Origin of the sequence: Streptomyces sp. NPDC050856 (genome assembly GCF_040653855.1) — a bacterium.
In the GTDB taxonomy this organism is placed as follows: Bacteria; Actinomycetota; Actinomycetes; order Streptomycetales; family Streptomycetaceae; genus Streptomyces.
In genome coordinates, this window is sequence record NZ_JBFAGV010000006.1 from 160,997 (window position 1) to 182,069 (window position 21,073).

Annotated in this window: 19 protein-coding genes; 15 read left to right on the forward strand and 4 right to left on the reverse strand. The window is 72.6% G+C overall.

Annotation, left to right across the window (positions count from 1 at the left end; genetic code table 11):
- Positions 1 to 168 precede the first annotated feature (168 nt).
- Positions 169 to 1,143, forward strand: coding sequence for a thiamine-phosphate kinase (locus AB0H53_RS08285; protein ID WP_362108818.1), 975 nt, complete (start codon positions 169 to 171; stop codon positions 1,141 to 1,143).
- Positions 1,140 to 1,922, forward strand: coding sequence for a bifunctional hydroxymethylpyrimidine kinase/phosphomethylpyrimidine kinase (gene thiD, locus AB0H53_RS08290; RefSeq protein ID WP_362108820.1), 783 nt, complete (start codon positions 1,140 to 1,142; stop codon positions 1,920 to 1,922). The genes AB0H53_RS08285 and thiD overlap by 4 nt, the downstream gene beginning before the upstream one ends.
- 113 nt (positions 1,923 to 2,035) lie before the next feature.
- Here the strand turns inward: thiD and rpmB are convergent, their stop codons facing one another.
- Positions 2,036 to 2,221: a 50S ribosomal protein L28 gene (rpmB, locus tag AB0H53_RS08295; protein ID WP_016642993.1), complete on the reverse strand. Its 186-nt coding sequence runs from the start codon at positions 2,219 to 2,221 to the stop codon at positions 2,036 to 2,038.
- A 265-nt stretch (positions 2,222 to 2,486) separates the two neighbouring features.
- Between rpmB and AB0H53_RS08300 the strand changes: the two genes are divergently transcribed.
- The 9 genes from AB0H53_RS08300 to mutM all read left to right on the forward strand — a co-directional run bounded on the left by AB0H53_RS08300 (position 2,487) and on the right by mutM (position 11,546).
- Positions 2,487 to 4,070 carry a DAK2 domain-containing protein gene (locus AB0H53_RS08300; protein ID WP_362108823.1) on the forward strand — a complete coding sequence of 528 codons (1,584 nt, stop codon included), beginning with the start codon at positions 2,487 to 2,489 and terminating at the stop codon, positions 4,068 to 4,070.
- A gap of 144 nt (positions 4,071 to 4,214) precedes the next feature.
- Entirely contained in the window at positions 4,215 to 6,386 is a 2,172-nt protein-coding gene (recG, locus tag AB0H53_RS08305; RefSeq protein ID WP_362108825.1) for an ATP-dependent DNA helicase RecG, read from the forward strand.
- 110 nt (positions 6,387 to 6,496) lie between these two features.
- Positions 6,497 to 7,081, forward strand: a complete 585-nt coding sequence (gene rsmD, locus AB0H53_RS08310) for a 16S rRNA (guanine(966)-N(2))-methyltransferase RsmD (RefSeq protein WP_362108827.1) — start codon at positions 6,497 to 6,499, stop codon at positions 7,079 to 7,081.
- 26 nt (positions 7,082 to 7,107) lie between these two features.
- A complete protein-coding gene (gene coaD / locus AB0H53_RS08315; RefSeq protein ID WP_362109053.1) occupies positions 7,108 to 7,587 on the forward strand; it encodes a pantetheine-phosphate adenylyltransferase in 480 nt (159 codons plus the stop codon).
- A gap of 99 nt (positions 7,588 to 7,686) precedes the next feature.
- Positions 7,687 to 8,742 (forward strand): cell division initiation protein, encoded by a 1,056-nt coding sequence (locus AB0H53_RS08320; protein ID WP_362108829.1) that lies wholly within the window; start codon positions 7,687 to 7,689, stop codon positions 8,740 to 8,742.
- Positions 8,743 to 8,912: 170 nt separating this feature from the next.
- Positions 8,913 to 9,518 (forward strand): DUF177 domain-containing protein, encoded by a 606-nt coding sequence (locus tag AB0H53_RS08325; protein WP_362108831.1) that lies wholly within the window; start codon positions 8,913 to 8,915, stop codon positions 9,516 to 9,518.
- A 2-nt stretch (positions 9,519 to 9,520) separates the two neighbouring features.
- Positions 9,521 to 9,694 carry a 50S ribosomal protein L32 gene (rpmF, locus tag AB0H53_RS08330; RefSeq protein WP_362108833.1) on the forward strand — a complete coding sequence of 58 codons (174 nt, stop codon included), beginning with the start codon at positions 9,521 to 9,523 and terminating at the stop codon, positions 9,692 to 9,694.
- Positions 9,695 to 9,701: 7 nt separating this feature from the next.
- Positions 9,702 to 10,592: a ribonuclease III gene (gene rnc, locus AB0H53_RS08335; protein WP_362108835.1), complete on the forward strand. Its 891-nt coding sequence runs from the start codon at positions 9,702 to 9,704 to the stop codon at positions 10,590 to 10,592.
- Between the two features lie 96 nt (positions 10,593 to 10,688).
- The gene (gene mutM / locus AB0H53_RS08340) at positions 10,689 to 11,546 is read left to right on the forward strand and encodes a bifunctional DNA-formamidopyrimidine glycosylase/DNA-(apurinic or apyrimidinic site) lyase (RefSeq protein WP_362108837.1); all 858 of its coding nucleotides are present in this window, start codon (positions 10,689 to 10,691) and stop codon (positions 11,544 to 11,546) included.
- Here mutM and AB0H53_RS08345 read toward each other — a convergent pair.
- Both AB0H53_RS08345 and AB0H53_RS08350 read right to left on the reverse strand, forming a co-directional pair.
- The gene (locus AB0H53_RS08345) at positions 11,522 to 11,920 is read right to left on the reverse strand and encodes a helix-turn-helix domain-containing protein (protein WP_362108839.1); all 399 of its coding nucleotides are present in this window, start codon (positions 11,918 to 11,920) and stop codon (positions 11,522 to 11,524) included. The genes mutM and AB0H53_RS08345 overlap by 25 nt on opposite strands.
- Before the next feature lie 62 nt (positions 11,921 to 11,982).
- Positions 11,983 to 12,885 carry a CAP domain-containing protein gene (locus AB0H53_RS08350; protein WP_362108841.1) on the reverse strand — a complete coding sequence of 301 codons (903 nt, stop codon included), beginning with the start codon at positions 12,883 to 12,885 and terminating at the stop codon, positions 11,983 to 11,985.
- A gap of 144 nt (positions 12,886 to 13,029) precedes the next feature.
- Between AB0H53_RS08350 and AB0H53_RS08355 the strand changes: the two genes are divergently transcribed.
- The 4 genes from AB0H53_RS08355 to AB0H53_RS08370 all read left to right on the forward strand — a co-directional run bounded on the left by AB0H53_RS08355 (position 13,030) and on the right by AB0H53_RS08370 (position 19,402).
- Entirely contained in the window at positions 13,030 to 13,311 is a 282-nt protein-coding gene (locus tag AB0H53_RS08355) for an acylphosphatase (RefSeq protein WP_362108843.1), read from the forward strand.
- A gap of 391 nt (positions 13,312 to 13,702) precedes the next feature.
- Positions 13,703 to 13,912 (forward strand): hypothetical protein, encoded by a 210-nt coding sequence (locus AB0H53_RS08360; RefSeq protein ID WP_362108845.1) that lies wholly within the window; start codon positions 13,703 to 13,705, stop codon positions 13,910 to 13,912.
- Positions 13,913 to 14,208: 296 nt separating this feature from the next.
- The gene (smc, locus tag AB0H53_RS08365) at positions 14,209 to 17,775 is read left to right on the forward strand and encodes a chromosome segregation protein SMC (RefSeq protein ID WP_362108847.1); all 3,567 of its coding nucleotides are present in this window, start codon (positions 14,209 to 14,211) and stop codon (positions 17,773 to 17,775) included.
- 208 nt (positions 17,776 to 17,983) lie between these two features.
- Positions 17,984 to 19,402, forward strand: coding sequence for a sugar porter family MFS transporter (locus AB0H53_RS08370; protein ID WP_362108849.1), 1,419 nt, complete (start codon positions 17,984 to 17,986; stop codon positions 19,400 to 19,402).
- Positions 19,403 to 19,552: 150 nt separating this feature from the next.
- Here AB0H53_RS08370 and AB0H53_RS08375 read toward each other — a convergent pair whose 3' ends face one another.
- Positions 19,553 to 21,037 (reverse strand): cytosine permease, encoded by a 1,485-nt coding sequence (locus AB0H53_RS08375; RefSeq protein ID WP_362108851.1) that lies wholly within the window; start codon positions 21,035 to 21,037, stop codon positions 19,553 to 19,555.
- Positions 21,038 to 21,073 lie beyond the last annotated feature (36 nt).

Sequence of the window (21,073 nt, forward strand, 5' to 3'; positions counted from 1 at the left end):
GGAGAAGGGACGCCACGGTACCGCGTCGCCGCGGGCCGCGGGGAGACCCGCGCGGCCGGGGGCGTGCGTGGTCGGCGCACGGGGCACGGAGTTGACGGTCTACTTGACGGTACCTACAGCAGTGACGGCTCGCGACCGCAACCGCACTGGGGCAGAAGGGGCACAGGCATGAAGGGCACTGTCGGCGAGCTGGGGGAGTTCGGGCTCATCAGGGAGCTCACCTCACGGCTCACCTCCACCCCCGCGGTACGGATCGGACCGGGCGACGACGCCGCGGTCGTGGCCGCTCCCGACCGGCGGGTGGTGGCCAGTACGGACATCCTGCTGGAGGGACGGCACTTCCGCCGCGACTGGTCCACCGCCTACGACGTCGGGCGCAAGGCCGCCGCGCAGAACCTCGCCGACATCGCCGCCATGGGCGCGGTCCCCACCGCGCTGCTCCTCGGCCTGGTCGTACCCGCCGAACTCCCCGTCACCTGGCCCACCGAGCTCATGGACGGGCTGCGCGACGAGTGCCAGGTCGCGGGCGCCGCGGTGGTCGGCGGTGACGTGGTGCGCGGGGACACCATCACGGTGTCCATCACCGCGCTGGGCGACCTGCGCAACCACGAACCGGTCACCCGGGGCGGCGCCCAGCCCGGTGACGTGGTCGCCTACACCGGCTGGCTGGGCTGGTCGGCGGCCGGGTACGCGGTGCTCTCGCGCGGCTTCCGCTCGCCGCGCGCCTTCGTCGAGGCCCACCGGCGCCCCGAACCGCCGTACCACGCGGGTCCCGCGGCGGCCGGGCTCGGCGCCACCGCCATGTGCGACGTCAGCGACGGCCTGATCGCCGACCTCGGGCACATCGCCGAGGCCAGCAAGGTGCGGATCGACCTGCGCTCCGGGCTCATCGACATCCCGACCCAGATGTACGACATCGGGCAGGCCGTCGGCGTCGACCCGCTCCAGTGGGTGCTCACCGGGGGGGAGGACCACGCGATCGTCGCCACCTTCCCGCCCGACACCAAGCTGCCGGCCCGCTGGAAGGTGATCGGCGAGGTGCTCAACCCCTCGGCGCTGCCCCAGGTCACCGTGGACGGCGCCCCCTGGCACACCAAGGGCGGCTGGGACCACTTCGGCGGCCACTACGGGGAGGGCGAGTGATACCCCGAGTCCTGACCGTCGCCGGTTCCGACTCCGGCGGGGGTGCCGGGATCCAGGCCGACCTGAAGACCATGCTGGCGCTCGGCACCCACGGCATGAGCGTGATCACCGCCGTCACCGCCCAGAACTCCCTCGGCGTCCAGGGCGCCTGGGAGATGCCGGTGGAGGCGGTGAGGGCCCAGTACCGCAGCGTCGTGGACGACATCGGCGTCCAGGCGGTGAAGACCGGGATGCTGGCCTCGGCGCCGCTGGTGGAGGCCGTGGCGGACCTGCTCGCCACCACCGGCGCGCCGGTGGTGGTCGACCCGGTCGGGGTGTCCAAGCACGGCGACCCGCTGCTGGCCGCCTCCGCCCTGGACTCGGTGCGCGGCCTGCTGCTGCCGGTGGCGACGGTGGCGACACCGAACCTGGACGAGGTGGCCCAGCTCACCGGCGTACGGGTGGAGAGCGAGGCCGACCTGCGGCGGGCCGCCGACGCGGTGCTGGCGTACGGACCGCGCTGGGCGCTGATCAAGGGCGGGCACCTGGCGGGCGACGCGGTGGACCTGCTCACCGACGGCACCGATGAGCACTGGCTGCGGGCCCCGCGCCACGACAACCGGCACACCCACGGCACCGGCTGCACGCTCGCCTCGGCGGTGGCGGCCGGCCTGGCCAAGGGCCTCGACGTCCCCGGGGCCGTACGGGCCGCCAAGGAGTACGTCACCGGGGCCGTCGCGGCCGGGTTCGCGCTGGGCGGCGGCATCGGCCCGGTGGACCACGGCTGGCGCTTCCGGTAGCGGGGACGGCGGCCGGCGCCGGCCGAGCGGGTACGGCAAAAAGCCGGTCCACCGAGGTGGACCGGCTTTCAAGGCAACCGCAGAGGCTGCGCTACGACGAAACCTGGTCGGCGTTAGCGCGAGACCTTGCCGGCCTTGATGCACGAGGTGCAAGCGTTGAGCCGCTTCGGCGTCCCACTGACCACGGCACGCACGCGCTGGATGTTCGGGTTCCAGCGACGCGGCGTACGGCGGTGCGAGTGAGAGATGTTGTTGCCGAAGCCCGGCCCCTTGCCGCAGACGTCGCAGTTGGCAGCCACGGGTCACTCCAAAGACTTCAGGTGCACTTACAGTGAAATCCGGCGTGCCGGAATCAGGTCAGTGACGAGAAGTGGCAGTGCCGGGGGAATGTCCCGACTTTCATCGGGCAACCGGAGCAGCATACAACGACTGCTTCGGTACAACGAAACTACCACGACCCGCCGGCCTCCCGCCCCCGGCTCCCCGGCCCGGCCCCGCCCCGGGCCCCGGCCGCGAACGGGGTCTACCCTGCGGTGCAGCCCGCAGCTCAAGGAGGATCACCAGGTGCCGCAGCTCGACTCCGCAGTGGTCCGTGCCTGGTGCTCCCTGGCGCTGGAGGCGCTGGGCCGCGAGCGCGAGGAGATCGACGCGATCAACGTCTATCCGGTCGCGGACGGGGACACCGGCACCAATCTGTACCTGACCGTGGAGTCGGCGTCCCAGGCGGTCGAGGCGGTCTTCGCCGCCTTCGCCGAGCCCGCGTTCCCCGACGCGGTGCGGGCGATGGCGCACGGCGCGCTCATCGGCGCCCGCGGGAACTCCGGGACCATCCTGGCGCAGCTCCTGCGCGGTATGACCGAGGAGATGACCGGCGGATGTGACGCGGCCCACCTGGCCGGCGCCCTGCACCGGGCCGCGGTGTCGGCCAGGCAGGCCGTCGCGCACCCGGTCGAGGGCACCATCCTCAGCGTGGCGTCGGCCGCCGCCGAGGCCGCCTCGGACGGCCCCGCCGACCGCGATGTGGCCGCCGTGGCCCGCGCCGCGTACGAGGGCGCCCGGGCCGCGCTGGCCGCCACCCCGGGCCAACTGGCCGTGCTGGAGCGGGCCGGGGTGGTGGACGCGGGCGGACGCGGGCTGGTCACCGTGCTGGGCGCGCTGGTCGAGGCCGTCTCCGGCGAGGCGCCGGCCCGGCTCGTGCGGGCCGCCAGGGCGATGGCCCCGCCCGCGTCGGAGACCTGCGACCAGGACGGCCCCGCCTTCGAGGTGATCTACCTCCTGGAGGCGGACGACACCGCGGTGGCCCGGCTCCGGGCGCGCCTCGACTCCCTCGGCGACTCGCTCGTGGTCGTCGGCGGCGACGGGCTGTGGAACGTCCACGTCCACGTGGACGACGCGGGCGCGGCGATCGAGGCGGGCATCGAGGCCGGGCGCCCGTACCGGATCCGCGTCACCCACTTCGCCGCCGCGGTCCGCCCCCCGGAGCCCGCCGGGCGCGCGGTGGTGGCCGTGGTGCCGGGCGAGGGCCTCGCCGGCCTGTGCGCCGAGGCGGGCGCGACGACGGTCCTGGCCAGGCCCGGCGAACCGCCGGCCAGCGGTGAACTGGTCGAGGCGATCCGGCGCGCCCACGCCCGCGAGGTCGTGCTGCTGCCCAACGCCGCCGAGCTGCGGCACACGGCGGCCGCCGCCGCCGAACAGGCCCGCGCGGAGGGCGTCCGGGTCGCGCTCATCCCCACCCGGGCCGCCGTCCAGGGCATCGCCGCGCTGGCCGTCCACGAACCGGACCGCCGCTTCGACGAGGACGTCGTCGCGATGACCGCCGCGGCCGGCGCCACCCGCTACGGCGAACTGGCCGTCGCCGAGCACCGGTCCTTCACCTCCGCCGGCGTCTGCCAGGCCGGCGACGTGCTGGGCCTCATCGACGGCGACGTGGCCGTGATCGGTGACGACCCGGCGAAGACGGCCGAGACGGTCCTGGACCGGATGCTGTCGGGCGGCGGCGAACTGGTCACGCTGGTCGTCGCGGACGACGCCCCCGGGGCCCTGGCCGAACGCCTGGAGACCCATGTGCGCGAGACCCACCTCGCGGTCGACACCCTCACCTACCGCGGTGGCCGTCAGGCCCCGCTCCTGCTCATCGGCGTCGAGTGACCGGCGTCGCGTGACCGGCCCGGACGGCCCGCCCCGGACGATGTGCCCGACTGTCGGTGCCGTGGTGTGCAATGGATCGCGTGCCCGCGTTCCCTGAACCACTGAAGACAGCCCCGCCCACGGCGGACCCGGCCGGGAGGCGCCATGCTCGGTGACCCGCTCAAGAAGGTGCTCGGCGCCGCCACCGCCAAGGTGATGGCCGAGGCCCTGGACCTGCACACGGTCGGGGACCTGCTGCACCACTACCCCCGGCGGTACGCCGAGCGCGGCGAGCTCACCGCGCTGGCCGAGCTGCCGCTGGACGAGCACGTCACGGTGGTCGCGCAGGTCGCCGACGCCCGGGTGGTCACGTTCAACGGGGCCAAGGGGCGAGGCCAGCGGCTGGAGGTGACGATCACCGACGGCAGCGGCCGGCTCCAGCTGGTCTTCTTCGGCAAGGGCGTGCACAAGCCGCACAAGGACCTGCTGCCCGGCACCCGCGCGATGTTCGCCGGCAAGGTCTCCGTCTTCAACCGCAGGACGCAACTGGCCCACCCCGCGTACGAACTGCTGCGCGGCGACAGCGACCAGGCCGTCGACTCCTGGGCCGGCGCGCTGATCCCGATCTACCCGGCCACCACCAAGCTGGAGTCCTGGAAGATCGCCAAAGCGGTGGACGCGGTACTGCCCGGCGCCCGGGAGGCGCTCGACCCGCTGCCGCCCGCGCTGCGCGAGGGACGCGGCCTGACCGGTCTGCCGGACGCGCTGCACAAGATCCACCGGCCGCGCTCCAAGGCCGACATCGCCCACGCCCGCGAACGGCTCAAGTGGGACGAGGCGTTCGTGCTCCAGGTCGCGCTCGCCCGCCGCCGGTACGCCGACACCCAGGTGCCGGCCGTGCCGCGCGTCCCCGTCCCCGGCGGCCTGCTCGACACCTTCGACGCCCGGCTGCCCTTCACCCTCACCGAGGGCCAGCGCAAGGTCTCCGAGGAGATCTTCGGCGACCTCGCCACCGCTCACCCGATGCACCGCCTCCTCCAGGGCGAGGTCGGCTCCGGCAAGACCATGGTGGCGCTGCGCGCGATGCTCGCCGTCGTGGACGCGGGCGGGCAGGCCGCCATGCTCGCCCCCACCGAGGTGCTCGCCCAGCAGCACCACCGCTCCATCACCGAGATGATGGGCGAACTCGCCGAGGGCGGCCTGCTGGGGGGCGCCGAGCACGCCACCAGGGTCGTGCTGCTCACCGGCTCCATGGGCGCCGCCGCCCGCCGCCGGGCCCTGCTCGACCTGGTGACCGGTGAGGCGGGGATCGTCATCGGCACCCACGCGCTGATCGAGGACAAGGTCAAGTTCCACGACCTGGGCCTGGTCGTCGTGGACGAGCAGCACCGCTTCGGCGTCGAGCAGCGCGACGCCCTGCGCGGCAAGGGCAAGCAGCCGCCGCACCTGCTGGTCATGACCGCCACGCCCATTCCGCGCACGGTCGCGATGACCGTCTTCGGCGACCTGGAGACCTCCGTCCTGGACCAGTTGCCGGCCGGCCGCTCACCGATCGCCACCCATGTCGTCCCGGCCCAGGACAAGCCGCACTTCCTCGCCCGCGCCTGGGAGCGGGTGCGCGAGGAGGTGGAGGACGGCCACCAGGCGTACGTGGTGTGCCCCCGCATCGGCGACGGCGAGGACGAGCCCCGGAGGAAGGCCGCCGGCGACGACGCCGAGAGGCGTCCCCCGCTGGCGGTGCTCGACATCGCCGAGCAGCTCGCCGAGGGCCCGCTGGCCGGCCTGCGCGTGGAGGCGCTGCACGGCAGGATGCAGCCCGACGACAAGGACGCCGTGATGCGCCGCTTCGCCGCCGGCGACGCCGACGTGCTCGTCGCGACCACCGTCATCGAGGTCGGGGTCAACGTCCCCAACGCCACCGCCATGGTGATCATGGACGCCGACCGGTTCGGCGTCTCCCAGCTCCACCAGCTGCGCGGCCGGGTGGGCCGGGGCTCCGCGCCCGGCCTGTGCCTGCTGGTCACCGAGATGCCCGAGGCGAGCCCGGCCCGGCAGCGGCTCGCCGCCGTCGCGGCCACCCTGGACGGCTTCGAGCTCTCCCGCATCGACCTGGAGCAGCGCCGTGAGGGCGATGTGCTCGGCCAGGCCCAGTCCGGGGTGCGCTCCAGCCTGCGGATGCTCGCCGTCATCGAGGACGAGGACGTCATCGCGGCCGCCCGCGAGGAGGCCACGGCCGTGGTCGCGGCCGACCCGGACCTGCGGGACCACCAGGAGCTGCGCGTCGCCCTGGACGCCCTGCTGGACGAGGAGCGGGAGCAGTACCTGGAGAAGGGCTGAGCGGGCGGAGGGGCCCGCTACGGCCGCCGGTGACGGGCGCCGCGCCGGGACCAGCCCATATCGTGGACCCCACAGACCTCTCCGTGCTCTCGCGAAGGACAAGGACTCAGATGACCCGCGTGATCGCCGGCGTGGCCGGCGGACGCCGCCTGGCCGTGCCGCCGGGCAACGGCACCCGCCCCACCTCCGACCGGGCGCGCGAGGGCCTGTTCTCCACCTGGGAGGCGCTCCTGGGGACGCTCGACGGCACCCGGATCGCCGACCTGTACGCCGGTTCCGGCGCCGTCGGACTGGAAGCGCTGTCCCGTGGCGCGTCCCACGCGCTGCTCGTGGAGGCCGACGCGCGCGCCGCCCGCACGCTGCGCGAGAACGTCCGCGCGCTGGGCCTGCCGGGCGCCGAGGTCCGTACCGGCAAAGCGGAACAGGTGGTGACGAGTCCGGCCCCCGCCACCCCGTACGACCTGGTGTTCCTCGATCCGCCGTACGCCGTCCCGGACGACGATCTTGGCGAGATACTCCTCACACTCCGGGCTCAGGGGTGGCTCACGGCCGACGCTCTCGTCACCGTGGAGCGCAGCACCAGGGGCGGGGAGTTCGCCTGGCCGGAGGGATTCGTACCACTGCGGGCCCGTCGTTACGGCGAGGGAACGTTTTGGTACGGTCGCGCCGCCTCTACGTGCGAAGACGCACGATGACCGGTTCGGAGAGCGAGGGACTTCAGTTGCGCCGCGCAGTCTGTCCGGGGTCGTTCGACCCCATCACCAATGGGCATCTGGACATCATCGCCCGCGCCTCCAAGCTGTACGACGTGGTGCACGTCGCGGTGATGATCAACCAGTCCAAGCAGGGGCTGTTCACGGTCGAGGAGCGGATGGAGCTGATCCGCCAGGTCACCGGTGAGTACGGGAACGTGCAGGTGGAGTCCCACCACGGGCTCCTGGTCGACTTCTGCAAGGAGCGCGACATCCCGGCCATCGTCAAGGGCCTGCGCGCGGTCAGCGACTTCGACTACGAGCTGCAGATGGCCCAGATGAACAACGGCCTCTCCGGTGTCGAGACCCTCTTCGTCCCCACCAACCCCACCTACAGCTTCCTGTCCTCCTCCCTGGTCAAGGAGGTCGCCGCCTGGGGCGGCGACGTCTCCCACCTCCTGCCGCCGGTGGTCCACGCGGCACTGGTCGAGCGGCTCGGCCGGAAGTGAGCCACTGACGGTCCGTCAGCAGGTAACGGGCGGGCGCCGACTGGTCGTACAGTCGACCCGTCCGTCTCCAACCCGGCTGTAGGAAGTGGCGAGCACACGGTGGACGTGCAGAAGAAGCTCGACGAGATCGTCGCGACGGTCAGGAACGCCCGTTCCATGCCCATGTCGGCCTCCTGCGTGGTCAACCGCGCCGAGCTGCTCGCGCTGCTCGAAGAGGTGCGCCGGGCGCTGCCCGGCTCCCTGGCCCAGGCCCAGGAGCTGATCGGCGGCCGGGAGCAGCTGGTCGAGCAGGCCCGCCAGGAGGCGGAGCGGATCATCCAGGCCGCCCACGCCGAGCGGGGCTCGCTGATCTCCGACACGCAGGTCGCCCGCCGGTCCCAGGAGGAGGCCGACCGCATCCTCGCCGAGGCCCGCCGGGAGGCCGAGGAGATCCGCGCCGAGGCGGACGAGTACGTCGACTCCAAGCTGGCCAACTTCGAGGTCGTCCTCACCAAGACCATCGGCTCGGTGGACCGGGGCCGCGAGAAGCTCCTGGGCCGGGGCCCCGGTCTGGACGAGCACGGCTACGCCGACGAGGACGCCCCCGAGTACAGCGCGGACCCGCAGACCCTGGTCCGGCGCGCGGACGAGTACGTGGACGCCAAGCTCGGCGCCTTCGAGGCGGTGCTGTCCAAGACGCTGGACGCGGTCGGGCGCGGCCGCCAGAAGCTGCACGGCCGGATCGCCACCGACGACCTCGGCGCCCACATGGCGGCCCAGGACGCGGCCGGACCGCAGCAGCGGCACACCAGTGACGCCGACTACCTGGCGGGCCTCGCCGAGCTCGCCGACCCGGAGCCGGTGCAGCAGCCCGCGCAGGTCCCGGCCCAGGCGCCGGACCCGTACGGCTACGAGCCGCAGGCCCAGCCCCAGCACGGCCAGGACGCCTACGCCTACCAGCAGGACCCCTACGCCTACCAGCAGCCGGCCTACGACAGCCAGGGCTACCCCCAGCAGCCCGACCCGTACGCCTACCAGCAGCCCCAGGCCCACGACCAGCGGCAGGCCCACGACCAGCAGCAGGCCCAGCCGGCCGCCGCGCTGGACGAGACCAGCTTCTTCGACACCAGCATGATCGACCTGGACCAGCTGCGCCGCTACGAGCAGGGGCGCTGACCGGCCCGGATTGGGCCCTGGGCGAAGCGTCCAGTATCCTGGCTCTTCGGTCGCGAGTACGTCCGCGATCCCGGCTGCCCGCCGCCACCCCGGCGGACCGCGGCGGCCCCCCACACGATCCGAAAGCAGGAAGAGCCCTGAGTACGCGCCTCGACCACCGCAACCCCCTCGTGTTCGACACGCACGAGCTGGGTCGGCGTCCCGGTGCCCTCCAGCGGCTGACCCGCTCGGTCGAGGCCCCCGCGGACCTCGGCCTCGACGGGGTCATCGGCGTGCCAGAAGGCTCGCCCGTGGAGCTCGAACTCCGTCTTGAGTCGGTCATGGAAGGGGTGCTTGTCACAGGCACCGCCCGTGCGTCGGCCGAGGGGGAGTGCGTAAGGTGTCTGGAGCCGCTGCGCCGAGAGGTCGTGGCGGACTTCCAGGAGATGTTCTCGTACCCTGACGCCGACGACCGGGGCCGCAGCAAGCAGGCGGAGCCCGGCGACGACGCCGAGGACGAGGACGTGACCCCCCTCGAGGACGGCATGTTCGACCTCGAGCCCGTGCTGCGTGATGCGGTGGTGCTCGCACTGCCGATGCAGCCGGTGTGCCGGGAGGACTGTGCCGGCCTGTGTCCCGACTGCGGGATCAGCCTGAACGACGACCCGGACCACCACCATGACGCCGTCGACATCCGTTGGGCGGCACTGCAGGGACTCGCCGGTTCACTCGGGACCGACGAGAAGGACAACATGAGCGGCGCCGAAGCGGGCGTCGACGAGAAGCAGGAGAAGTAGCCGTGGCTGTTCCGAAGCGGAAGATGTCGCGCAGCAACACGCGCCACCGCCGGTCGCAGTGGAAGGCTGCGGTCCCCACCCTGGTTTCGTGCGAGCGTTGCCAGGAGTCGAAGCAGCAGCACATCGCGTGCCCCAGCTGCGGCACGTACAACAAGCGCCAGGTCCTCGAGGTCTGAGCGGCTGGTGAGAGGCACCGTGTCTGGCCACAAAACGGCGGATGACGCCAAGAAGCAGGCGGAGAACACGGCCTCGTCCCACACGCTTCTGGAAGGGCGGCTCGGGTATCGGCTCGAGACCGCCCTTCTGGTGCGTGCGCTGACCCACCGTTCCTACGCGTACGAGAACGGCGGCCTGCCCACCAACGAGCGTCTGGAGTTCCTCGGGGACTCCGTGCTCGGCCTGGTGGTCACGGACACGCTGTACCGCACCCACCCCGACCTGCCGGAAGGCCAGCTGGCCAAACTGCGGGCCGCGGTGGTCAACTCGCGTGCGCTGGCGGAGGTGGGGCGCGGCCTCGACCTGGGCTCCTTCATCCGGCTCGGCCGGGGCGAGGAAGGCACGGGCGGCCGGGACAAGGCATCCATCCTCGCCGACACCCTTGAAGCGGTGATCGGCGCGGTCTATCTCGACCAGGGTCTCGAAGCGGCGTCCGAGCTGGTGCACCGGCTCTTCGACCCGCTGATCGAGAAGTCCTCGAACCTCGGTGCGGGCCTGGACTGGAAGACCAGTCTTCAGGAGCTCACTGCGGCCGAGGGCCTCGGTGTCCCCGAGTACCTGGTCACCGAGACCGGACCGGATCACGAGAAGACCTTCACTGCTGCTGCCCGCGTCGGTGGTGTCTCGTACGGCACCGGCACCGGCCGCAGCAAGAAGGAAGCGGAGCAGCAGGCCGCGGAGTCCGCCTGGCGGGCCATCCGCGCCGCCGCGGACGAGCGGGAGGCCGCGGCGAAGTCCGCAGCCGAAGAGGCCGCCGACACCTCTTCGGCCCTGGAGGCCGCGGAGGCCGTCACGGCCGCCGCGGGGGTCGCCCCCGAGGCGGCCGAGGTCACGGAGGACTCGGCCACCACGGCCTGACCGCTGCGCTTCCGGCCCCGTCGCATCCCGGTGCGGCGGGGCTTTTCCGTGGCGGTACGCTGCCCGGGTCGCCCTTACCCCGTCCGGAGGAATCCCGTGCCCGAGCTGCCCGAGGTCGAAGTGGTACGGCGCGGCCTGGAACGCTGGGTCAGCGGGCGGACCGTCGCCTCGGTCGAGGTCCTGCACCCCCGAGCGGTCCGCCGCCACCTGGCCGGAAGTGACGACTTCGCGGCCCGCCTGGAGGGGCACCGCGTCGGCGTCGCCCAGCGGCGCGGCAAGTACCTGTGGCTGCCGCTGGCGGACACCGGCGCCTCGGTCCTCGGTCACCTCGGCATGAGCGGCCAGCTCCTCGTCCAGCCCGAGCAGGCCCCGGACGAGAAGCACCTGCGGATCCGGATCAGGTTCGACGACACCCTCGGCACCGAACTGCGCTTCGTGGACCAGCGGACCTTCGGCGGGCTGTCCCTGCACGAGAACACCGCCGACGGACTGCCCCTGGCCATCGCGCACATCGCCCGCGACCCGCTCGACCCGGCCTTCGACGACATGGCGTTCCACACCGCGCTGCGTCTTCGCCGTACGACGATCAAGCGGGCCCTGCTCGACCAGTCCCTGATCAGCGGCGTCGGCAACATCTACGCGGACGAGGCGCTCTGGCGGGCCCGGCTGCACTACGACCGGCCCACCGCCACCCTCACCCGCCCCCGCTCCACCGAGCTGCTCGGCCACGTACGGGACGTGATGACGGCCGCTCTGGCGGTCGGCGGCACCAGCTTCGACAGCCTGTACGTCAACGTCAACGGCGAATCGGGCTACTTCGACCGGTCCCTGGACGCCTACGGCCGCGAGGGCGAGGCCTGCCGCCGCTGCGGCACCCCGATGCGCCGGCGTCCCTGGATGAACCGGTCCAGCTACTTCTGCCCGCGCTGTCAGCGCCCGCCGCGCGCCTCCTGACCGTCGCGCCCGCGCGCCTCGTACCGCTCCCGCGCCGCGAGGACCTCCGGCATCCGGCCCTCCAGCAGCTCGATCAGCCCGAGCAGCCGCTCGGCGACGTCCCGCCCGAGCGGGGTCAGTTCGTAGTCGACGCGCGGCGGGTTGACCGGCTGGGCCTCCCGGCGCACCAGGCCGTCCCGCTCCAGGGCGTGCAGCGTCTGGGCGAGCATCTTCTCGCTGACCCCGTCCACCCGGCGCCGCAGCTCGTTGAACCGGAAGCCGCCCTCGTACAGCGCGCCCAGGGTCAGACCGCCCCAGCGGCCCGTCACATGCTCCAGAGTGCCGCGCGAGGGGCACGCCCGCGAGAACACGTCGAACGCCGGAACGTCATCCATGGCGTCAGCGTACTGCGGGGCCGCCGGCGGACCGGAAGCGGACCGAGGGCCGGCCGGAGGGGTCAGAAGCCGAAGTTCTGCGTCCACCACGGGCCGCCGTCACCGAAGTGGACACCGACGCCCAGCCGGGTGTAGTCGCAGTTCAGGATGTTGGCGCGGTGGCCGTCGCTGTTCATCCACGACTCCATCACCGCTCGGGCGTCCGCCTGGCCGCGGGCGATGTTCTCGCCGCCCAGGTCCTTCACGCCCGCCTGCTCGGCGCGGTCCCAGGGGCTGTCGCCGTCCGGATCGGTGTGCGAGAAGAAGTCGCGCCGGGCCATGTCGGCGCTGAACGCCCCGGCCAGCGCGGCCAGCGAGCGGGAGGCCTGCACCGGGCTGCAGCCCACCTTGGCGCGCTCGGCGTTCACCAGGCCGAGGACCGCGGCCTCGGCCGCCTCCTCCCTGCCGGTGCCCGCGGCGCCGGTCCCGGTCCCGCTCCCGGCCGCGGCCGGCGGCTGGGCGCCGCCGGTGGCCCTGTCGGTGGGCTTGTCGGCGGCCTTCTCGGGAGCCTTCGGGGGCGGTGCCGTCGCGGTCCGGGAGGGTGCGGCGCTCCGGGACTTGGCCGGCGCCGGTGCCTCGGACGGCGTCGGCGCCGCGGAGGACGGCTTGGCCGGGGTGGGGGAGGCACGTCTCGCGGGGGCCTTCGGCGCCTCGGCGCTGCGGCTCGCCGGCGGGGGGACCGCCGTCGGGCGGACGGTCGGAGTGGCCGACGCCCCGCCCTGGGTCCGGAGCTCGGAGGCGCCGCCGCCGGCGTGTATGCGCTCCTCGGACGTGCCGCCGCCGAGCTTGAAGGTGTCGCCGCCGGGCAGCAGGCCCGAGGCGACCGCGACAGCACCGACCGCCATCGCGGCGGAGGCGCCGAGCAGTCCGGTGCGTACGGGCACCGTGGCCCGGTTCTTCCCGCCGGAGCGACGATGGCGTCCCATCTGCTCTGCCTTCCTCATGGTCCCTGTGGTCAATGTGGCTCAATTGCCTCACCCGTACGGGTGAGGCTCATTGCGTCGGGACTGTACGCCATGAGGTTTGGGGGAGAAGTGCTCGATGAGCTTTTGGCCGGTTAGCGTTCGGCCATGAACGACGACGCACGGCTGACCGCCTGGGTACGCGGCCAGGTACAGGGAGTGGGCTTCCGCTGGTTCACCAGGGCAAACGCTTTGGAGATCGGGGGCCTCACCGGCTTCGCCCTCAATCTTGGCGACGGCAGGGTGCAGGTGGTGGCCGAAGGCCCGAGTGAGAATTGCCACCGTTTGCTGGAGTGGCTTCGCTCCGGCGACACACCCGGACGCGTCGACGGAGTCACGGAGATCTGGGGCACCCCGCGCGGCGGCTACGACGGCTTCGCGATCCGCTGATGATCTTGTACGTGGCGCCGGAACGGACCCGTCGCCACGTGCCCTCGGTCATGCCGCTGGCATGTGCTGGAGGCAGAAAAGACCTGCTGGTTGCCAAGAGCAGGGTGTCGTGGAAGGCTGCGGAGGTAGCGATGATCCCCACGCCCCTCCGGGCACCGCGCGCGAGGCGCCGCCGCACTGTTCAGCGGCCGCAGCCCCCGGTTGCCCCTTGATACGGGGCGTGATCGTGTTGACCGTCAAACTTTTTGGTGAGACTCTGGAAGCCCCGCGCACCCCGGCTGTTTGGCAGTGGAGAACCGCAGCGGCACCACCCCACTGCCAGGCACGCGGGTGCCAACACTCACGACCCACACCGCATCGGTCGGTCACTCATTGTGGAGGACCATCCATCATGGCAAAGGCGCTTCTCGGTTATGTCGGCGGTTCCGACCCGCGGCTTCTCGCCGAGATGCGACGGCTTCAGCAGCGCGTCCAGGATCTGGAGTCCGAGCTGGTACGGATCCAGTCCGAGAACGACGCGCTCAGCGCTGCCGCCGCACACAGCGAGCTGCTCGACGGCATCGACATCGACGTACCCAAGGCGGAGCCTGCGCTCACCTGACCCAGCCCGTCCGGTCAAGGCCCGCGCCGGGTTCCGGCCCGTGCGGGCAGGGTGAGAAACGATCTCCGAGATATGCAAGGGACGCTTCGGCGTCCCTTCTTCTTTGCCCCTCTTCTTCGCCCCGGGGCTTCGCCGCTCTTCTCCTGCCCCCCGGGGATTCGCCGCCCGGTTCCCGCCGCCCCTCGCGGGCCGCTCAGCCCGGCTCCCCCGGGGCCCCGTCGTGATCTCTCGTTACGCAGTGGTGTGCCCTGCGCGTTCATGGGTCAAACGAAGGGTGACGGGTAGAGTCCGGGGCCGTGCACCTCAAGGCCCTGACCCTGCGTGGTTTCAAGTCGTTCGCCTCCGCCACCACTCTCCGGTTCGAGCCGGGCATCACCTGTGTCGTGGGGCCGAACGGCTCGGGCAAGTCCAATGTGGTGGACGCGCTGTCCTGGGTCATGGGGGAGCAGGGTGCCAAGTCGCTGCGCGGCGGCAAGATGGAGGACGTCATCTTCGCCGGGACGACCGGCCGGCCGCCGCTCGGCCGCGCCGAGGTCTCCCTGACCATCGACAACTCCGACGGCGCGCTGCCCATCGAGTACGCCGAGGTCACCATCACGCGGACGATGTTCCGCAACGGTGGCAGCGAGTACCGGCTCAACGGCGACGCCTGCCGCCTGCTGGACATCCAGGAGCTGCTGAGCGACTCCGGCATCGGCCGCGAGATGCACGTCATCGTCGGGCAGGGCCAGCTCGACTCCGTGCTGCACGCCGACCCCATGGGCCGCCGGGCCTTCATCGAGGAGGCCGCCGGCGTCCTCAAGCACCGCAGGCGCAAGGAGAAGGCGCTGCGGAAGCTGGACGCGATGCGGGCCAACCTGGCGCGGGTGCAGGACCTCACCGACGAGCTGCGCCGCCGGCTCAAGCCGCTCGGCCGGCAGGCCGCCGTGGCGCGGCGGGCCGCCGTCATCCAGGCCGACCTGCGCGACGCCCGGCTGCGGCTGCTCGCCGACGACCTCGTACGACTCCAGGAAGCGCTGCGCGCGGAGATCGCCGACGAGACCGCCCTCAAGGAGCGCAAGGAGCACACCGAGGCGGAGCTCGGCACGGCGCTCGGACGTGAGGCGGAGCTGGAGGAGCGGGTGCGACGGCTCGCCCCCGGGCTCGCGCGGGCGCAGCAGACCTGGTACGAGCTGTCCCAGCTCGCCGAGCGGGTGCGCGGCACGGTCTCGCTCGCCGACGCGCGGGTCAAGAGCGCCACCGCCCAGCAGCCCGAGGAGCGGTTCGGCCGGGACCCCGAGGACCTGGAACGCGAGGCCGCCCGGGTCCGGGAGCAGGAGGCGGAGCTCCGGGCCGCCCTGGAGGCTGCCGAACGGGCGCTGGAGGACACCGTCGCGCACCGCGCCGAGCTGGAGCGGGCGCTCGTCGCCGAGGAGCGCCGCCTCAAGGACGCCGCCCGGGCCATCGCCGACCGGCGCGAGGGGCTGGTCCGGCTCAGCGGCCAGGTGACCGCCGCGCGCGGCCGGGCGGCGTCCGCGCAGGCCGAGATCGACCGGCTGGCCGCCGCCCACGAGGACGCGCGGGCCCGCGCGGTCAGCGCGCAGGAGGAGTACGAACAGCTCAAGGCGGAGGTCGACGGGCTGGACGCGGGGGACACCGAGCTGGCCGAGCGGCACGAGGCGGCCAGGCGGGAACTGGCCGACGCGGAGGCGGCTCTGGCCGCCGCCCGGGACGCGGCCACCGCGGCCGAACGCGAGCGCGCGGCGACCCGGGCCCGCCACGAGGCCCTGGCCCTGGGGCTGCGCCGCAAGGACGGTACGGGCGCGCTGCTGGGCGCCGCCGACCACCTGGCCGGCCTGCTGGGTCCGGTCGCCGAGCTGCTCACCGTGGCCCCCGGGCACGAGGTGGCGGTGGCGGCGGCCCTGGGCGCGGCGGCCGACGCGGTCGCGGTGCGGGACCCGGCCACCGCCGCCGGGGCGATCCGCCTGCTGCGCAAGCAGGATGCGGGCCGCGCCGCACTGCTCCTGGGCGGTGCCCCGGAGCCGGTGCGGGCCCCGGAGCGCGCGGAGGAGGCACCGGCCGGAGCCACCTGGGCGGTGGACCTGGTGCGGGGGCCCGACGAGCTGATGCCGGCCGCGCGGCGCCTGCTGCGGGGCGTCGTGGTGGTCGCCACCCTGGAGGCGGCCGAGGACCTGGTGTACGCCCGGCCCGGGCTGACCGCCGTCACCGCCGAGGGCGACGTGCTCGGTGCCCACTTCGCGCAGGGCGGGTCGGCCGGCGCGCCCAGCCTGCTGGAGGTGCGGGCGTCCGTCGACGAGGCGGCCGCGGACCTGGCCGCGCTGGCCGTGCGGTGCGGGGAACTCGCCGAGGAGCAGCGGGAGGCCGCCGAGCGGCACCGCGCCTGTGCCCAGCGGGTCGAGGAGCTGGCCGAGCGGCGCCGGGCGGCCGACCGTGAGAAGTCGTCCGTCGCCCAGTCGCTGGGGCGGCTCGCCGGACAGGCCAGGGGCGCGGCGGGCGAGGCGGAGCGCACCGCGGCGGCCGTGGCCCGCGCCCGGAAGGCGCTGGAACGGGCCACCGAGGAGGCCGAGGAGCTGACCGAGCGGCTGCTGGTGGCCGAGGAGGCGCCCGCCGACGAAGAGCCCGACACCTCGGTGCGGGACCGGCTCGCCGCGGACGGCGCCAACGCCCGGCAGACCGAGATGGAGGCCCGCCTCCAGGCGCGCACCCACGAGGAGCGCGCCAAGGGACTCGCGGGCCGGGCCGACTCCCTGGACCGGGCCGCCCGGGCCGAGCGAGAGGCCCGTGCCCGTGCCGAGCGGCGCCGGGCCCGGCTGCGTCACGAGGCCGGGGTCGCCACCGCGGTGGCGTCCGGCGCCCGCCAGCTCCTGGCGCACGTGGAGGTCTCCCTGGTCCGCGCGGAACGGGAACGGGCCGCCGCCGAGAGCGCCAAGGAGGCCGGCGAGCGGGAGCTGGCCGCCGCCCGCGCGCGGGGCCGGGAGCTGAAGGACGAGCTCGACAAGCTGACCGACTCGGTGCACCGGGGTGAGGTCCTGGGCGCCGAGAAGCGCCTGCGGATCGAACAGCTCCAGACCCGCGCCCTGGAGGAACTGGGGGTCGAGCCGGCCGCGCTGGTCGCCGAGTACGGGCCCGACCAGCCGGTGCCGCCCTCCGTGCCGGCCGAGGACGAGGAACTGCCCGAGGACCCCGGGCACCCCCGCCATCAGCCACGGCGTTTCGTCCGCGCGGAACAGGAAAAACGGCTGAGGTCGGCCGAACGGGCGTACCAGCGGCTCGGGAAGGTGAACCCGCTGGCGCTGGAGGAGTACGCGGCGCTGGAGGAACGTCACCACTTCCTCTCCGAGCAGCTCGAAGACCTGAAGAAGACGCGGGCCGACCTGCTTCAGGTCGTCAGGGAGGTGGACCAACGCGTCGAGCAGGTCTTCACGGAGGCGTACCGGGACACGGCCCGGGAGTTCGAGGGTGTCTTCTCGCGGCTCTTCCCCGGCGGCGAGGGCAGGCTGGTGCTGACCGACCCGGACAACATGCTCACCACGGGTGTGGACGTCGAGGCACGTCCGCCGGGGAAGAGGGTGAAGCGCCTGTCCCTGCTGTCCGGCGGGGAGCGGTCGCTGACGGCGGTCGCGCTGCTGGTGTCGATCTTCAAGGCCCGGCCGAGTCCGTTCTATGTGATGGACGAGGTCGAGGCGGCGCTGGACGACACCAATCTCCAGCGGTTGATCCGGATCATGCGGGAGCTCCAGGAGAGTTCCCAGCTGATCGTGATCACCCACCAGAAGCGGACCATGGAGGTCGCCGACGCCCTGTACGGCGTCTCGATGCAGGGGGACGGCGTCTCGAAGGTCATCAGTCAGCGTCTCCGCTGACCACACCCCGTAATGCTTCAAGTCCTGAATGCAAGGCACCACGCCGTGCGCTCGGATTGGGGGACTGAAGACTCTTGACTTAGAAACTTGAAGGCATAGTCTCTGCAACGTTGCTTTTACCTTCAAGTGGTGGGCGGCCTGATGTTGTGCGCCACTGGAAGGGCTCGCCCCCCATGCCCGGCGACGTTGCCGGGTACCAGGAGTTCACGTGACCAGCACCGCGCAGCCACCGGCGTCGGGAGCCCGAGAGGCCCACCCCGACCACCTCGGGCATGTCATCTTCATCACGGCGGCCGCCGCCATGGGCGGTTTCCTCTTCGGCTACGACAGCTCCGTGATCAACGGCGCGGTCGAGGCGATCAGGCACCGGTACGAGATCGGTTCCGGCACCCTCGCCCAGGTCATCGCCATCGCGCTGATCGGCTGCGCCATCGGCGCCGCGACCGCCGGCCGGATCGCTGACCGCATCGGCCGCATCCGCTGCATGCAGATCGCCGCCGTCCTCTTCACCATCAGCGCCGTCGGCTCGGCACTCCCGTTCGCGCTGTGGGACCTGGCCCTGTGGCGGGTGGTCGGCGGCTTCGCCATCGGCATGGCCTCGGTGATCGGCCCGGCGTACATCGCCGAGGTCGCCCCGGCCGCCTACCGCGGCCGGCTCGGCTCCTTCCAGCAGGCCGCGATCGTCGTCGGTATCGCCGTCTCCCAGCTGGTCAACTGGGCCATCCTGAACCTCGCCGACGGCGACCAGCGCGGTGAGATCGCCGGCCTGGAGGCCTGGCAGTGGATGCTCGGCGTCATGGTGGTCCCGGCCGTGCTGTACGGCCTGCTCTCCTTCGCGATCCCCGAGTCGCCGCGCTTCCTGATCTCCGTCGGCCGCCACGACAGGGCCAAGGAGGTCCTCGCCGAGGTCGAGGGCCACGGGGTGGACCTCGACGCGCGGGTCGCCGAGATCGAGACGGCGATGCACCGCGAGCACAAGTCCAGCTTCCGGGACCTGCTCGGCAGCCGCTTCGGCTTCCTGCCGATCGTCTGGGTGGGTATCGGCCTGTCGGTGTTCCAGCAGCTCGTCGGCATCAACGTGGCGTTCTACTACTCGTCGACGCTCTGGCAGTCGGTGGGCGTCAACCCGTCGAGCTCGTTCTTCTACTCGTTCACCACGTCGATCATCAACATCGTCGGCACCCTGATCGCGATGATCCTGGTCGACCGGGTGGGCCGCAGGCCGCTGGCCCTCGTCGGCTCCGCCGGCATGGCCATCGCCCTGGCGCTGGAGGCCTGGGCCTTCTCCGCCGACCTCGTCGGCGGCAAGCTGCCCACCACCCAGGGCATCGTCGCCCTGATCGCCGCCCACGTCTTCGTGCTCTTCTTCGCCCTCTCCTGGGGCGTGGTGGTCTGGGTCTTCCTGGGCGAGATGTTCCCCAACCGCATCCGCGCCGCCGCGCTGGGCGTCGCCGCCTGCGCCCAGTGGATCGCCAACTGGGCCATTACCGCGAGCTTCCCGTCCCTGGCGGACTGGAACCTGGCCGGGACGTACACGATCTACACAGTCTTCGCCGTGCTCTCCATCCCCTTCGTGCTCAAGTTCGTGAAGGAGACCAAGGGCAAGGCGTTGGAGGAGATGGGCTAATCCCCGCTGCCCCTCTCCTCGACCACGAGGACTGCCCCGGCCCGGCCCTCCCGGCCGAGCCGGGGCAGTACGCGTCCTCACCGGGACCAGTACGGCGAATCCCCCTCCACGTGCGGCACGCACGGCGGAGGGGGATTCGGCACAGCGTCGTCAGCGGGAGACCGGCGCGACCTCCGCGTGGTCCCCGGCCTCAGCAGTCCCGGCCCCGGCTTCGGCCCCGGCCCCGGCGGCCCGCCGCGTGCTCGCGGCGCCGCGCGGCAGCACCGCGTACAGCACCGCCGCCACCAGGATCGTCACCGCCCAGCCCAGTCCGTTCGTACCGATCCACGAACCGGCCAGCGGGCCGGCGAACCAGTCGACCTTGGTGAACAGCAGCCCGACCACCAGCGCCGCGCCCCACGCCACCATGGCCTGCCAGGCGAAACCGCCCCGGTACCAGTAGGCGCTGGTGCGGGTGGTGTCCATCAGCGCCTCACCGTCGTACGACGTCCGGCGCCGCATGTCGACGCCGAAGACGCCGATCCACGCGGAGAAGGCCACCGCCAGCAGCGTCAGGAACGAGATGAACGAACCGATGAAGCTGGTCGCCACCACCATCAGCAGGAACCCGAAGATCAGCGAGATGACCGCGTTCACGCTGACCGCCCACGCCCGCGGCACCTTGATGCCCAGCGTCTGCGCGGTGAAGCCGGCCGAGTACATCGACATCGAGTTGATCAGCAGCATGCCGATCAGCGCGATGACCAGGTACGGCACCGAGATCCAGGCCGGCAGCAGCTCACCGATGAACGACACCGGGTCCTGGGCCGACGCCAGGTCCGGCGTCGACACCGCCATCACCGCGCCCATCAGCACCATCGGCAGCACGACGATCCCGGCGCCGCCGACGGTGGAGCCGACCATGGCCCGGCTGGACGCCGTGCGCGGCAGGTAGCGGGTGAAGTCGGGACCGGAGGGGACCCAGCTGATACCGCCCGCCGCGATCGTGCCGATGCCGGCGATCATCATCGCGGTGGAGCCGGCCGGCCGGGCGAAGACGGCGTCCCAGTCGGTGTTCGCCACCAGGTACACCAGGACGAGGACGGAGAAGGCACCGAAGAGGTACGTCGACCAGGTGCTGCACACCCGCAGGGCGTTGATGCCCAACCCGGACACCAGGAACGTGCACGCCACGAAGAGCAGCAGGGTGACGACGATGAGCGCGGTGCTGCTCTTCACCCCGAAGAGCAGGTCCAGCACGGTCAGCACGGCGTACGCGCCCGTGACCGCGTTGATCGTCTCCCACCCCCAGCGGGCCACCCAGATGAGCGTGCCGGGGAAGAGGTTGCCGCGCTGCCCGAACACCGCCCGGGACAGCGCCATGCCGGGTGAGCCCCCGCGCTTGCCCGCGATGGAGATCAGACCGACGATGCCGTACGAGAGGACCGGCGCGGTGATCGCGACGACCAGCACCTGCCAGAAGTTCAGGCCGTTGGAGACGATCAGCCCGGCGCCCATGGTGAGCAGCAGCACACTGATGTTCGCCGCGACCCAGGTCGGGAAGAGCTCCCGGACGTGTCCGGTGCGCTCGGTGTCGGGGACGGGTTCGAGACCGCGGGTCTCTATCGCGCCTTCGGGCTCGGCGGCGTTGGGCATGGATCAGCTCCGTGCGGGAGAGAGGGGGGACTGACA